The sequence below is a fragment of the Allobosea sp. 05T439 genome (genome assembly GCF_056396005.1).
Genome location: NZ_JBFTKP010000002.1, coordinates 311,288 through 323,793 on the forward strand (window position 1 = coordinate 311,288; position 12,506 = coordinate 323,793).

A 12,506-nucleotide genomic window follows, 5' to 3' on the forward strand; every position below is an offset into this window, starting at 1 on the left:
TCTCAGCGCTCGCGTTGCGCGATTGCGCTTTCGACAAAGGCAAACTGCTGGGTCCGCTCGCCGGGACATCCCGCTTCGATCCAGTCGCGCCTTGCCTGATCGAGCACGCGCCCGACATCCGGACCGGCGGCGACACCGCGTTTGAGCACATCGCGACCACTGAGGAGGAAGGGCGGCGTTTGCCCGAGTTCGGCAATTGCAGCCTGCACCTTGGAGCGCCCCGGAGAACTCTCGTTGGCCGTGAGCAGAACGAGGCTGCCGGCGACCGCATCCGCGCCGACGCGATGCGCCAGGTGCCGCAGCAGGGCGATCGAACAATCCGTCGCACGCCCCGAGAGCCCCTCAAGGGCGAGCGCGATACGCTCGATCCTGTCGAATTGTTCGTTCGACAGCCGCAACCCGTCCCGCAGGCGCAGCGCATCCTCGCGCACGCCAACCGCCAGCGCTGCGAGCCGGAAAGCCGGATAGACTGTTCCCGCGGGCTCGCCTGCCGCAATCGCCGCGAAGCGCGAAAGCCGGGGCACGCCGCCGATCACCGGTACAAGAAGCCCCGCTCCCATCATCGCCGACAATGCGTCGGCCGCGCGCGGCGCAACGAGCAGCTTCAGCAACTCGGCGCGCACCCGCTCACGCGAAAGCCCGTCGAGCCCGGCCCGGCCGGCCGCGCAGGCCGCCAGTCCCGTCGCGTCCAGTGCTCCTTCGCCATAGCGCGCGTGAAACCGGAAGAAGCGCAGGATGCGCAGATAGTCCTCGCGGATGCGCAGGTTCGCATCGCCGATGAAGCGGATACGACGCGCCGCAAGGTCGACAAGTCCGTCGCAATAGTCGTGAACGGTGCCGTCGCGCCCGAGCCCAAGCGCGTTGACCGTAAAATCCCGCCTGATCGCGTCCTCTGCGAAATCGCGCCCAAAGACCACCTTCGCGCGGCGACCATCGGTCTCGACATCGCGACGCAGCGTCGTGGTCTCGAAGGGAACGCCATGGGCGACGATGGTCACCGTGCCATGCTCGATTCCCGTGGGAACCGATTTGAAACCCGCCGCCGCTGCGCGCCGGATCGTCTCCTCCGGTAATGCCGTCGTCGCCAGATCGACATCGCCGACCGGCTCTCCGAGCAGCAGGTCGCGGACAGCCCCGCCAATGACGCGCGTTTCCTCGCCCCCGCCATTGAACGCAGCCAGCACCTCCGTCACCCCCGGCCGCTGAAGAAAGCGCTCGACCCGAACTCGCTGCGCTTCGTTCATCTGAACTGGCCAGGGACGAGCTGCCCGTTCTCCATATGAGGCGGCACATAAGCGCCCTGGCTGCGCGGAGCGATCCAACCGGTATAGGCGACGAAGCCGATCGAGATCACGAGCCCCACGACCGACAGCCAGAACACGTGCCCGTCCCAGTGTTCGACGTCGAAGGGGTTCCGCCGCCTGACGATCAGATAGCTTGCGAAGATACAAAAGGGCAGGACGAAGAGCAGAACCTCTTCGGTCACCGAACGCAGCATGGGCGCGCCATCCAATCAGACTAGCCGGAGAGTCGCTCGTAAAGGTTACGGATCATGCCGGCGGTTGCACCCCAGATATAGTGATCTCCGAAGGGCATCGCATAGTAGGTACGATAGCGCCCCTTCCATTCCCGGCCTTCGCGGCGATGATTGGCGGGATCCATCAGGAAGGCGAGCGGCGTCTCAAAGGCCTCGTCGACCTCGTGCGGATTGATCGTCAGCGCGAATGGCGGCGCGATCAGCCCCACGACAGGCACGACCCTGTAGCCGGTGCCGGTGAGATAGGCGTCGAGAAAGCCGACGACGCGCACATGTTCGCGGGCGAGACCGATCTCCTCCTCCGTCTCGCGCAGCGCCGTGACCACCGGCGAGCCATCGACGGCATCGACGCGTCCGCCGGGGAAGGCGACCTGGGCGGAATGGCTGCGCAACGCCGCTGCGCGCCGGGTCAGCAATACGGTCGGCCCGTCCTCGCGCAGCACGATCGGGATCAGCACCGCGGCCTGGATCGCGGCCGCCTCGTCCGGCGGCTCGATCGCTTCCGGCTGGAGATCATGGTCGCCGCGCGGCCTGCTGATCAGGTCGCCGAGGTCCGGCGGTTCGTGGCGCAGCCGCGCCCCGGCAAGGGCGACGATCTCTGCCGCCGTCAGCTTCAGAGCCTGCATCAGAGTCCTTCGATTTCGCTGGATGGCACGGCCGGATAGAATGCACCGGCGACGGCCAGCCCGAACATGCCGACGCCATCGACCGGCCTGATCTCGCCAAGGGCCAGAAGGTCATAGGTCAGGGCCCGCGTAACCCTCGCCCAGAGATCCCGGCGAATATGGACATAGGGCTTGAGCCCGTCATGCGTGTCCCGGACGAAGCGGATCGCATGCTCCGGGCCCACGCTCACGATATCGTCAACCAGTGTCCGGAACGCGATGGCGCGCTCGTCGCCTGTCCCCTCGACCGTCATCTCGACCGCCTGGAACGGCGCGTCGTCGACCTTGATCCCGACCTTTTCGACCGGTGTCACCAGGAAATAATCGCGGCCGTCGCGACGCAGGACGGAGGAGAAGAGCTTGACCAGCGACGGCCTGCCGATGGGAGTTCCGAGATAAAACCACGTGCCATCCCCCGCAATCCGCATGTCGATATCGCCGCAATAGGGTGGATTCCAGCGTTCGACGGGCGGCAAGGCTCGCGTGCGACTGTCCTTCAGCGCGACCAGCAATCGCTCCATCGCCTGCGTTGAATGGTTCATCGAACTACCTGAAATCGCCGCCCGCGGCATATTGGTTGCATGACCCGTTTCGCCTTGAACTCTACATAATCGTGAAGCCGAGTTCTGTGCACCAGAGCCTGTAGCCCCTTGAGCCGGTTGGATAGCCCGTCCACAGTCATCGGTTCGGGAAGCTTGCGGGGCGTGAAGCAGCGCAAGGCGCGACGACGAGGGTGAAGGAGATCGACATGGTGGCGCAAGTCCGTGCGACGGATGGCAAGAGCGAGGCCGGTCAGCCCGTCAATCTCGATACCGGGATCGTCGAAGCGGCCGAAGCTGCGCTCGGCGCCATCGGCGCCGCCCGCCGCGAGATCGGCCAGGTCATTTTCGGGCAGCAGGAGGTGGTCGACCTTTCGCTGATCACCTTGCTCGCCGGTGGCCACGGTCTGCTCGTCGGCGTGCCCGGCCTTGCCAAGACCAAGCTGGTCGAGGCGATGGGTACGGTCCTCGGCCTGAGCGCGAGACGCGTGCAATTCACGCCGGACCTGATGCCCTCCGACATTCTCGGCTCCGAGGTGCTCGACGAGAGCGTCGACGGCAAGCGCCATTTCCGCTTCATCAAGGGGCCGGTCTTTGCCCAGCTGCTGATGGCCGACGAGATCAACCGCGCCAGCCCGCGTACGCAGTCGGCGCTGCTGCAGGCGATGCAGGAGCATCACGTCACCGTCGCCGGTGAACGCTACGACCTGCCTGCGCCCTTCCACGTGCTGGCAACCCAGAACCCGATCGAGCAGGAAGGCACCTATCCGCTGCCGGAAGCCCAGCTCGACCGCTTCCTGCTCGAGATCGACGTCGGCTACCCCGACCGCGAGGCCGAGCGGCGCATCTTGCTCGAGACCACCGGTGCCACCGAGCACAAGCCGGTCCAGGCAATGACGGCAGAGACGCTGATGTCGACACAGCGCCTCGTACGTCGCCTGCCGGTTGGCGAGAACGTCGTCGATGCGATTCTCGATCTGGTGCGCTCGGCTCGCCCCGGCGATGGCGATCCGGCGCTGACCAGCAAGCTTGCCTGGGGCCCCGGCCCGCGCGCCAGCCAGGCCCTGACGCTTGCCGCCCGCGCCCGCGCGCTCGTCGAAGGCCGGCTCGCACCGTCCGTGGATGACGTCGTCGCGCTCGCCACCCCCGTACTCAAGCACCGTATTGCGCTCACCTTCGCTGCACGCGCCGATGGCGAGACGGTCGAGAGCGTCATCGCGAGGCTCGTGGAACGATTGGGATAGGGACTTCAGTGATGCTGCGCACGCGCGTCCTCGGCCCATCCGAACGCCAGCCGGCCCCGCCGGTCCTGAAGGCTTCCCTCGATCTCGCGGCGCGCCTGCCGCGCCTGATCCTCGAGGCCCGGCGCGTCTCGGCCAGCGTGCATGGCATCCACGGCCGCAGGCGCGCCGGCCCCGGCGAGACATTCTGGCAGTACCGCCCTCTGGTGACCGGTGAGGCCGCGTCACGCATCGACTGGCGCCGCTCGGCGCGCGACGGCCATCTCTTCGTCCGCGAGCGCGAATGGGAGGCCTCGCATGCGATCTGGCTCTGGATCGACCGCTCGGCCTCGATGGGCTTTTCCTCGTCGCTCGCCATGGCCTCCAAGGTCGACCGCGCGCTTGTTGCCGGCTTCGCCCTGGCCGAGACCCTGGTCGAAGGCGGCGAGCGCGTCGGGCATCTCGGCCTGACGCGGGCGCTCGCCTCGCGACGTATCGTCGAGACCTTGGCACAAGCGCTCGTGATCGACCGCAAGGGCGAGACCGCCGATTTGCCGCCGGACGCGCCGCTTCCACGCCTGGCCGACGCCATCATCATCACCGACGGACTTTCGCCGGCGCAGTCCCTGGCCAAGCGCATCGCGACCATGGCGAGCAGCGGCGCGCGCGGCCATATCCTGCTGATCGCCGATCCGATCGAAGAAACTTTCCCCTTCAGCGGCCAGGCCGAGCTCTTCGACCTCGAAGACGGCCTCACTCTGCGCGTCGGCGATGCCGGGGCCTGGGGAGAGGAATATCGCCGGCGCCTCGAAGCCCATCGCGAGATCATTCGGGAGGCTTGCCGCAAGGCGGGCTGGACGCTGACCCTGCATCGGACCGACCGGCCCGCCAGCGAAGGCGTACTCCGGATTGCGAGCCTGATCGCCGCGTCGCGCGGCGGCCAGGGCCGCTAGGAGGGCGCCAACGATGCTGACGCAGCTGCCCATCGCCTTCTCCGCCCCGCTCGCGCTGACCGCGCTTGCGCTGCTGCCAGCGCTTTGGCTGATCCTGCGGGTAACGCCGCCACGCCCGCGCCGCATCGATTTCCCACCGCTCAAGATCATGGCCGACCTGATCGCCAAGCGTGAAATGCCGGCGCATACACCTTGGTGGTTGTTGGCATTGCGGATGGCCATTGCGGCACTCGCCATCATCGCCGTTGCCGGCCCGGTCTGGAACCCACCGGTCGCAACGGCGCCCACGCGCGGGCCCGTGCTGCTCCTGATCGACAACGGCTTCGGCGCGGCGACCGACTGGCCCGAGCGTGTGGCGCTGGCGGAGTCGCGGGTCAATGCTGCAGGCCGCGAGGGACGTGCGGTGGCGATCGTCGGGCTCGCGGAAACGCCGGGCGAGGTCACGCTGTCGGAGCCGCGCGCGGCGCTCGACAAGCTGCGTGCATTGGCCTTGCAGCCGCACGCGCCCGACCGCACCACCCAATTGCCCCGGATCGAGGCCTTTCTTCGCGCCACGCCTGACGCCGAAATCGTCTGGGTCTCCGACGGGCTCGGCCTGACCGACGAAGGCGCCTTCCTGGCGCGCCTGAAGCAGGAAGCCGATGCACGTCGGCTTTCCATCCACGCCATCCCCGCCGACCAGCTCGCGCTGACGGCAGCAGAGAACCTCTCCGGCGCGCTGACGGTCAAGGTGCTGCGGCCCGCCACCGGCGCCCCCGCGAGCGGCCAGGTTCGCGCACTCGATCTGAAGGGCCTGCCACTGGGGGATGCTCCATTCGGCTTTGGCCCAACGGAAACGCAGACGGTGGCCCGGCTCACCCTTCCGATCGAGGTGCGCAATGCCGTTTCGCGGCTTGAGGTCGTGGGCGAACCAAGCGCGGGTGCAGTGGCGCTGCTCGACGACCGCGCCAAACGGCGCCGCGTCGGTATCGTGTCCGGAACGACCACCGATACGGCGCAGCCCTTGCTGTCTCCAACCTATTACGTCTCGCGCGCCCTCTCGCCCTTCGCAGAGATCCGCGAACCGCGCCCCGGCTCGAACGACCCCGTCGGCGAGTTGCTCGCGCAAAACCTCTCGGTCCTCGTTCTCGCGGATATCGGCGCCCTCGACCCGGAGACGGCGACGAAGATCAGCAGTTTCGTCGAGCGAGGCGGTGTTCTCTTGCGCTTTGCCGGCGTGCGCCTCGCCACCGCCTCCGACGAGCTGACACCCGTGCGGCTGCGCCGCGGCGGGCGCACGCTCGGCGGCGGCCTCTCGTGGGACACTCCGCGCAAGCTCGCCCCCTTCACCCGGGAGAGCCCGTTCTTCGGCACGCAGATCAGCGACGACGTCCGCGTCAATCGCCAGATTCTGGCCGAGCCCGATGCGGATCTTGCGCGCAAGACCTGGGCTGCGCTCGAAGACGGCACGCCTGTGGTCACCGGCGAACGCCGCGGCGATGGCGTGATCGCCATGATGCATGTCACCGCCGACACCACCTGGTCGAACCTGCCGCTGTCGGGCCTCTTCGTCGAGATGCTGCGCAAGGTGGTGGCGCTGGCCGGAACAGGCCCGGCCGACGCCCAGGCCGAAGATGCCAAGGTCGAGACGCTCTCGCCGACCCGCGTGCTGGACGGCAAGGGCTCCTTCCGTGCACCACCGGCTACGGCTCAACCGGTACCGCGGACCTTCACCGGACGTGCCACCCAGGCCCACCCCCCCGGCATCTACGGCCCGGCCGACGGTTCGCTCGCGGTCAATGCTCTGGCTCCCGCCGACACGCTGCACGCGCTCGATCTGGCCTCGCTCGGCGCGCCGATCCTGCCGATCGACAAGCCGGTCGCGCAGGACATCCGGCCGCAGCTCCTGGTCATCGCGCTGCTGCTGCTGATCCTCGACACGCTGGCGACGCTCTGGCTCGGCGGTCGACTGCGCGTGACGCGCGCCGGCAAGGCTGCTGCCGCCACGCTCCTGCTTGGGCTGGGGCTGGCCGCCGCCCTTTCGGCCGCTCCGGCGCTGGCCCAACCTGTCCCGGCGGCACCGGAGGACACCCGCCCGCCGATCCCGCGCGAACTTTTCGCCGCAGGTGCGGTCACCCGCCTCGCCTATGTCCTGACCGGCGACAAGGCGGTCGATGACATGTCGAAGGCGGGGCTTGCAGGCCTCAATATCGTGCTCGGCGCACGCACGGCACTCGAACCCGGCGAAGCGGTCGGCCTCGACCCAGCCCGCGACGAGCTCGCCTTCTTCCCGATCCTCTACTGGCCGGTGGTCGCCGGGCGCCCGATTCCGGCGCCCGAAACCCTGCGCAAGCTCGAAGCCTATATGAAGGGCGGCGGGCTCGTGATCTTCGATACGCGCGATGCCATGAGCGCCCGCCCGGATGGGGGCAGCACGCCCGAGGGCGATCAGCTCAAGCGGATGCTGCAGACGCTGGACATTCCCGAGCTCGAACCGATCCCGCGCGACCACGTGCTGACCAAGACCTTCTACATCCTCGACGGTTTCGTCGGGCGCTATGACACCGGCACGACCTGGGTCGAGATCCTGCCGCCCGCCGGCGAAGACGGGCGTCGGCCGGCGCGGGCCGGCGACAGCGTCTCGCCGATCGTCATCACCTCGAACGATCTTGCCTCAGCCTGGGCCGTAAATCGCCGCGGCGAAGGGCTGGTACCGGTGTCCGGCTCCGATCCCCGCCAGCGCGAAATGGCGCTCCGCGCCGGCGTCAATCTCGTGATGTACGCGCTCACCGGCAACTACAAGGCCGACCAGGTCCATGTGCCGGCCCTGCTCGAGCGTCTGGGGCAATAGACCATGTGGAGCCTCTCCTTCGCCCCGCTCGTGCCTCTGCCACTGCTGATCGGGCTCGCGTTGCTGGCTGCTCTCGCTGCCGGCGCCGCGCTCGTCCTCGCCGGCCGCAGCGCCATCCTGCGCGCGCTCGCGCTGATCGTGCTGACGCTCACGCTGGCCGACCCGTCACTCGTCTTCGAGGACAGAGAACCGGTCAAGGACGTCGTCTCGGTGGTGGTCGATCGCTCCGGCTCGAACCGCCTCGCCGACCGGACCGCGCAGACCGAAGCCACCCTGGCCGATGTCGAACGGCAATTGCGCGGCGTTCCGGGCGTCGAGCCACGCATCGTCGACGTCACCGACATGCAGGGCTCGGGAGACGGGACCCGTCTCTTCGAGGCGTTGGCCGCAAGCATCGCGGATGTCCCATCGGAGCGCGTCGCCGGCGCCATCGTCATCACCGACGGCCTCGCTCATGACGCTCCTCCCAATGCCGAGGCCCTGGGTCTCAAGGCACCGCTGCACATTCTCACGACCGGCCGAAACGCCGAGATCGACCGCCGGATCGTACTTGTCGATGCGCCGCGCTTCGGCATCGTCGGCAAGGATCAGGTCATTCGCCTGCGCGTCGTCGACAAGGGCGGCCCCGGCCGCGCCGGGCTGACGATCCGCCGCGACGGCGAGATCGTCGCTCGCCGCGAGGTCACCTCGGGTCAGATCGTGCAGGTGCCGGTTCGGATCGACCGCGGCGGGCCCAATGTCGTCGAGATCGAGGCGGCGCCGCTCGATAACGAGCTCACGCTTGCCAATAATCGCGCCGTCATCACGATCGAGGGCGTGCGCGACAAGCTGCGCGTGCTGCTGGTCTCCGGAGAGCCGCATCCCGGCGAACGGACCTGGCGCAACCTGCTCAAGGCCGACGCCAATGTCGACCTCGTCCATTTCACGATCCTGCGCCCGCCGGAGAAGCAGGACGGCACGCCGATCAACGAGCTTTCGCTGATCGCCTTTCCAACGCGCGAGCTGTTCCAGGTCAAGATCAAGGAATTCGACCTGATCATCTTCGACCGCTACGCCAACCAGTCGATCCTGCCGCTGCTCTACTTCGACAACATCGTCCGCTATGTGCGCGAGGGTGGCGCCCTGCTGGTCGCAGCCGGTCCGGAGTATTCCGGCTCGCAGTCGCTGGCACGGACCCCGCTCGGACAGATCCTGCCCGCCCTGCCCGATGGCACCGTCATCGACGAGGCCTATCGCGCCCGCGTCAGCGAACCCGGCCGCCGCCACCCGGTCACCCGCGACCTCCCCGGTTCGGAGGTCGAGCCGCCGCGCTGGGGCGAGTGGCTGCGCATGGTCGGCGCCCGCGCCCGCACAGGCTCGACCATCATGACCGGGCCGGGTGACAGACCGTTGCTCATGCTCAGCCGTGAGCAGAAGGGGCGCGTTGCGCTTTTCCTCTCCGATCATGCCTGGCTCTGGGCTCGAGGCTTCCGCGATGGCGGCCCGCATCTCGACCTGCTGCGCCGCCTCGGCCACTGGCTGATGAAGGAACCCGAACTCGAGGAAGAGGCGCTCCGCGCAACCGCCCGCGGCCGCACCATCGAGATCGAGCGCCAGACGCTCGGCGACGCCCCCTCCCCGATTGTCGTCACCGACCCCAATGGCACGTCGCGCACGGTTCAGCTGGAAGCCGGACGGCCCGGCATCTTCAGCGCCCGCGTCCCGACCACCGAATTCGGCCTGCACCGCATCTCAGGGGATAATCTGACGGCCTTTGCCAGTGTCGGCCCGGAGAACCCGCGCGAACTCATGGAGGTCGTCAGCGACCCGGCGAAGCTTCAGCAGCTTGCCGAGGCGACGGGCGGCTCCTCCCGCCGGATCGGCCAGGACAGCGGCTCGAGCGTGTCCGTGCCGCGCATCGTTCCGGTCCGTTCGGGCAGTCAGTTCGCTGGTGCGGACTGGATCGGCCTGCGCATCAGCGATTCCGGCATCGTGCGCGGCGTTTCGATTTCGCCTGTGTTCATCGGGCTGATCGGCCTCGCGCTGCTGTTTGGCGCTCTGGTGGCCGGCTGGCTCGGCGAGACCAGCCGGCGCTTCAGGCGGAGCCCGGACGCAACGCCATGACCGCCCCGCTGCGCCTGGCCAGCACGCCCTCGACCAGTTCGAGAGCGAGGAAGCGGGCGGGATTGGCCGGTCCCGGCAAGGTCAGCTGGCCCGGGGGGATCGGCTTGAAACCGAAGCGGGCATAATAGGGTGCATCCCCCACCAGCATGATGAGGTCGTGTCCGGCCGCCCGCGAGGCTTCGATCGAAGCGTTCATCAGGGCAGCGCCGATACCGCGTCCCTCGAAGGCAGGATCCACGGTAAGCGGCCCCAGCATCAGCGCCGGCTGCCCACCCGCCGAGACGCGGGTCACCCGCACCGAACCGACCAGGAAGGTTCCGACATGCGAGGCGAAGGATAGCGCCGGGTCCTGCGGCACGCCCTCGCGCAGGCGAAATGCCGTGCGGGCAAAACGGCCGGGACCGAAGGCGCGCTCGTGCAGGCGCTCGATGGCAGCATGATCGGCGGGGAGTTCGTGGCGAATGGTCAGGGGAAGCGAAGTCATGGCGTCGGCAAACCTGCGAACGGGCAGCGGGGCAAGAAGCTCAGGCGCCGTGAAGCAGCCGAGCGGAAGGGCGCGCTCAGCGCGCCGGTCGTCGCAGGATGGAGAGGTCTTGCCGGTCAGCCATGAATCGCCTGTAGCAGAGGCACGGGCGGGCGTCCATGTTGGAAATGACGAGCTGTTTCGTGTCTCGCTTCGCGAGCGCTGATGGCAGGGCGAAGCGCTGGCGGATGAGAGGATCGGCGACGCCGTGGACTGTTTGCGTTGAGATCATGGTTGGCGAGAGGCGAGCCTAAGCACGCACACTCTCCCGCAGAAACCGATCTCACCAATCGGCAGTAAGCTGACGCCTGCCGAATATCTCGTCGAGCCTGCGGCGGGTTCCCGCTGTGGTGGTGTCCGGCAACGCGTCGAGCGGAAAGAAACGGGCCTCGGCAATTTCGCGATCCGGTTGCCTGATACCGTCCACAACAAACTCCCGTACCACGAAGATCGCGACATGATCGCGGCGCGACACCGTTCGGTTGAAGAAGACGCCATGAAGTTGCGGCGCGCCGGTCAGCCTGACGAGCGTCTCTTCACGCAGTTCCTTGTCGAGCGCGTCTCGCAAAGTCTCGCCGGTCTCCACCCCGCCGCCCGGCAGATGCCACCCCGGCGTGTAGGTATGGCGCACCAGCAGGACCTCGCGCTCATCCCTGAGCACTGCCGCGCGCACGCCCAGCGTCATGCCGCGTGTCAGCCAGAAATACAGATGCAGCAGCCGGCGAACGGGCCTCGAGATGGGGCGCGGCTCGCGGGCATGCCCTGTTCCGCCGCCAGTTTTGGGGTCGGGCCCATGCGACACGCCTCGCGCTCCTCTCATCTACCGCGTATTTGCCTATGCAAATAACGCATAACAGACCACCGTTTGTACTGCCGTTACGTCACAAACGCGCCGCAAAGCAGGTAGAAACCACCGCCATCACCGCTGGGGTTACCACAATGCTTCTCGCTTTCATCACCGCTCGCCTCCGGGCCAAGCGCGCTTTCGTCTGGAAGCCCGCCCTCACCCTCACCGACCCGCGCATCGTTTCGGAACTCACCGACTCGTTCAACTGAGTCCTTGGGCTCGAACCTGATCGGGTTCGGGAACGGATTGAGGCGAGCCGACGCGCGGATGCGCTTGACGGCTGCCATGCTCTGAGGGCAAGCGCAGGGCGTGTTCAAGATCGCGCACCTGTCCGACCCGCATCTCGGCCCGCTTGCCGAGTTTTCACTGCATCAGCTGCTCGGCAAGCGCGCGACCGGCTATGTCAACTGGCGCCGCAAGCGCCGGCACGCCCATGACATGGAAATCCTGGCGCTGATCGTCGCGGATATCCGCGCGCAGGCGCCGGATCATGTCGCCTGCACCGGCGATGTCGCCCATATCGGCCTTCCCAACGAATTCAAGACCGCGGTCACCTTTCTCGACACGCTGGGTGCGCGCACCGATGTCAGCTTCGTGCCGGGCAATCACGATGCCTATGCCCGTTCCTCGCTAAAGCCACTCGCGACCCTGCTGGGCCCATGGTCCAGCAGCGATGATGGCACGATCGGGTATCCCTGGTATCGCGAGCGCGGGCCGGTCGCGCTCATCGGGTTGAACACCGGCATTCCGACATTGCCTCTGATGGCGACGGGCCGCGTCGGGCGCGAGCAGATCGCCAAGGCGGAGATTCTCCTCGACCGGGCCAAGGCGGCCGGGTTGATCCGCGTCGTGCTCATCCATCATCCGCCCTATCTCGGCGGCGCGCGGCGCACCCGCGAATTGCTCGATGCTGATGCTTTCGAGTCGATGCTGAGACGCAAGGGGGCCGACCTCGTCCTGCACGGCCATAACCACCGCTTCTCACTCGCCTGGCGGCCGGGGCCGGATCACGATATCCCCATCGTCGGCGTGCCCTCGGCCTCGATCGGGCCGCTCGGTCATGGCGAAATGGCGAGCTGGCATCTCATCAAGATCGAGGGCGATGCCAAGGCTCCTTCGATCAGCGTCGAGCAACGTGGCTTCGAGCCCGACGGCACCGTCAGGATGCGTCAGGAAATTGCGCTTCACGCCAAGCCGGTTTGACGCCCCGCTCTCCATGGAGAGAGCCGCGGCGCAATGACAAAGGGCGCCGCATGGCGGCGCCCTTCAGAGGTCTGGCAGAGGAAACC

Annotated in this window: 11 protein-coding genes; 5 read left to right on the forward strand and 6 right to left on the reverse strand. The window is 67.6% G+C overall.

The window, feature by feature from the left end; all coding sequences use genetic code 11:
- Positions 1 to 2: 2 nt before the first annotated feature.
- Genes AC1DIO_RS03555 through AC1DIO_RS03570 form a run of 4 tightly spaced genes read right to left on the reverse strand, consistent with a single transcriptional unit; the run spans position 3 to position 2,744 of the window.
- Positions 3 to 1,244, reverse strand: coding sequence for a CCA tRNA nucleotidyltransferase (locus AC1DIO_RS03555; RefSeq protein WP_441505170.1), 1,242 nt, complete (start codon positions 1,242 to 1,244; stop codon positions 3 to 5).
- Complete coding sequence (locus AC1DIO_RS03560) at positions 1,241 to 1,498, reverse strand: DUF6111 family protein (protein ID WP_441489523.1); 258 nt, start codon at positions 1,496 to 1,498, stop codon at positions 1,241 to 1,243. Before AC1DIO_RS03560 ends, AC1DIO_RS03555 begins: the two co-directional genes overlap by 4 nt.
- A 20-nt stretch (positions 1,499 to 1,518) precedes the next feature.
- Entirely contained in the window at positions 1,519 to 2,163 is a 645-nt protein-coding gene (locus tag AC1DIO_RS03565) for a CoA pyrophosphatase (RefSeq protein WP_441505169.1), read from the reverse strand.
- Positions 2,163 to 2,744 (reverse strand): DUF1285 domain-containing protein, encoded by a 582-nt coding sequence (locus AC1DIO_RS03570; RefSeq protein ID WP_441489525.1) that lies wholly within the window; start codon positions 2,742 to 2,744, stop codon positions 2,163 to 2,165. The genes AC1DIO_RS03565 and AC1DIO_RS03570 overlap by 1 nt, the downstream gene beginning before the upstream one ends.
- 206 nt (positions 2,745 to 2,950) lie before the next feature.
- Here AC1DIO_RS03570 and AC1DIO_RS03575 point away from each other — a divergent pair, with 206 nt between their 5' ends.
- The 4 genes from AC1DIO_RS03575 to AC1DIO_RS03590 are packed head-to-tail and all read left to right on the forward strand — an operon-like array spanning position 2,951 to position 9,847.
- Complete coding sequence (locus AC1DIO_RS03575) at positions 2,951 to 3,985, forward strand: AAA family ATPase (protein ID WP_441489526.1); 1,035 nt, start codon at positions 2,951 to 2,953, stop codon at positions 3,983 to 3,985.
- 11 nt (positions 3,986 to 3,996) lie between these two features.
- Complete coding sequence (locus tag AC1DIO_RS03580) at positions 3,997 to 4,914, forward strand: DUF58 domain-containing protein (protein ID WP_441489527.1); 918 nt, start codon at positions 3,997 to 3,999, stop codon at positions 4,912 to 4,914.
- Positions 4,915 to 4,927: 13 nt separating this feature from the next.
- On the forward strand, positions 4,928 to 7,744 hold the full coding sequence (locus AC1DIO_RS03585) for a DUF4159 domain-containing protein (RefSeq protein WP_476853113.1): 2,817 nt from the start codon (positions 4,928 to 4,930) through the stop codon (positions 7,742 to 7,744).
- A gap of 3 nt (positions 7,745 to 7,747) precedes the next feature.
- Positions 7,748 to 9,847, forward strand: a complete 2,100-nt coding sequence (locus tag AC1DIO_RS03590; protein ID WP_476853114.1) for a hypothetical protein — start codon at positions 7,748 to 7,750, stop codon at positions 9,845 to 9,847.
- Here AC1DIO_RS03590 and AC1DIO_RS03595 read toward each other — a convergent pair.
- Both AC1DIO_RS03595 and AC1DIO_RS03600 read right to left on the reverse strand, forming a co-directional pair.
- Positions 9,819 to 10,331 carry a GNAT family N-acetyltransferase gene (locus AC1DIO_RS03595; RefSeq protein WP_441489530.1) on the reverse strand — a complete coding sequence of 171 codons (513 nt, stop codon included), beginning with the start codon at positions 10,329 to 10,331 and terminating at the stop codon, positions 9,819 to 9,821. The two genes, AC1DIO_RS03590 and AC1DIO_RS03595, sit on opposite strands and share 29 nt — an antisense overlap.
- 322 nt (positions 10,332 to 10,653) lie before the next feature.
- Positions 10,654 to 11,055 (reverse strand): NUDIX domain-containing protein, encoded by a 402-nt coding sequence (locus AC1DIO_RS03600; protein WP_476853115.1) that lies wholly within the window; start codon positions 11,053 to 11,055, stop codon positions 10,654 to 10,656.
- Between the two features lie 471 nt (positions 11,056 to 11,526).
- Here AC1DIO_RS03600 and AC1DIO_RS03605 point away from each other — a divergent pair, with 471 nt between their 5' ends.
- Complete coding sequence (locus AC1DIO_RS03605) at positions 11,527 to 12,420, forward strand: metallophosphoesterase family protein (RefSeq protein WP_441505165.1); 894 nt, start codon at positions 11,527 to 11,529, stop codon at positions 12,418 to 12,420.
- Positions 12,421 to 12,506: the final 86 nt, after the last annotated feature.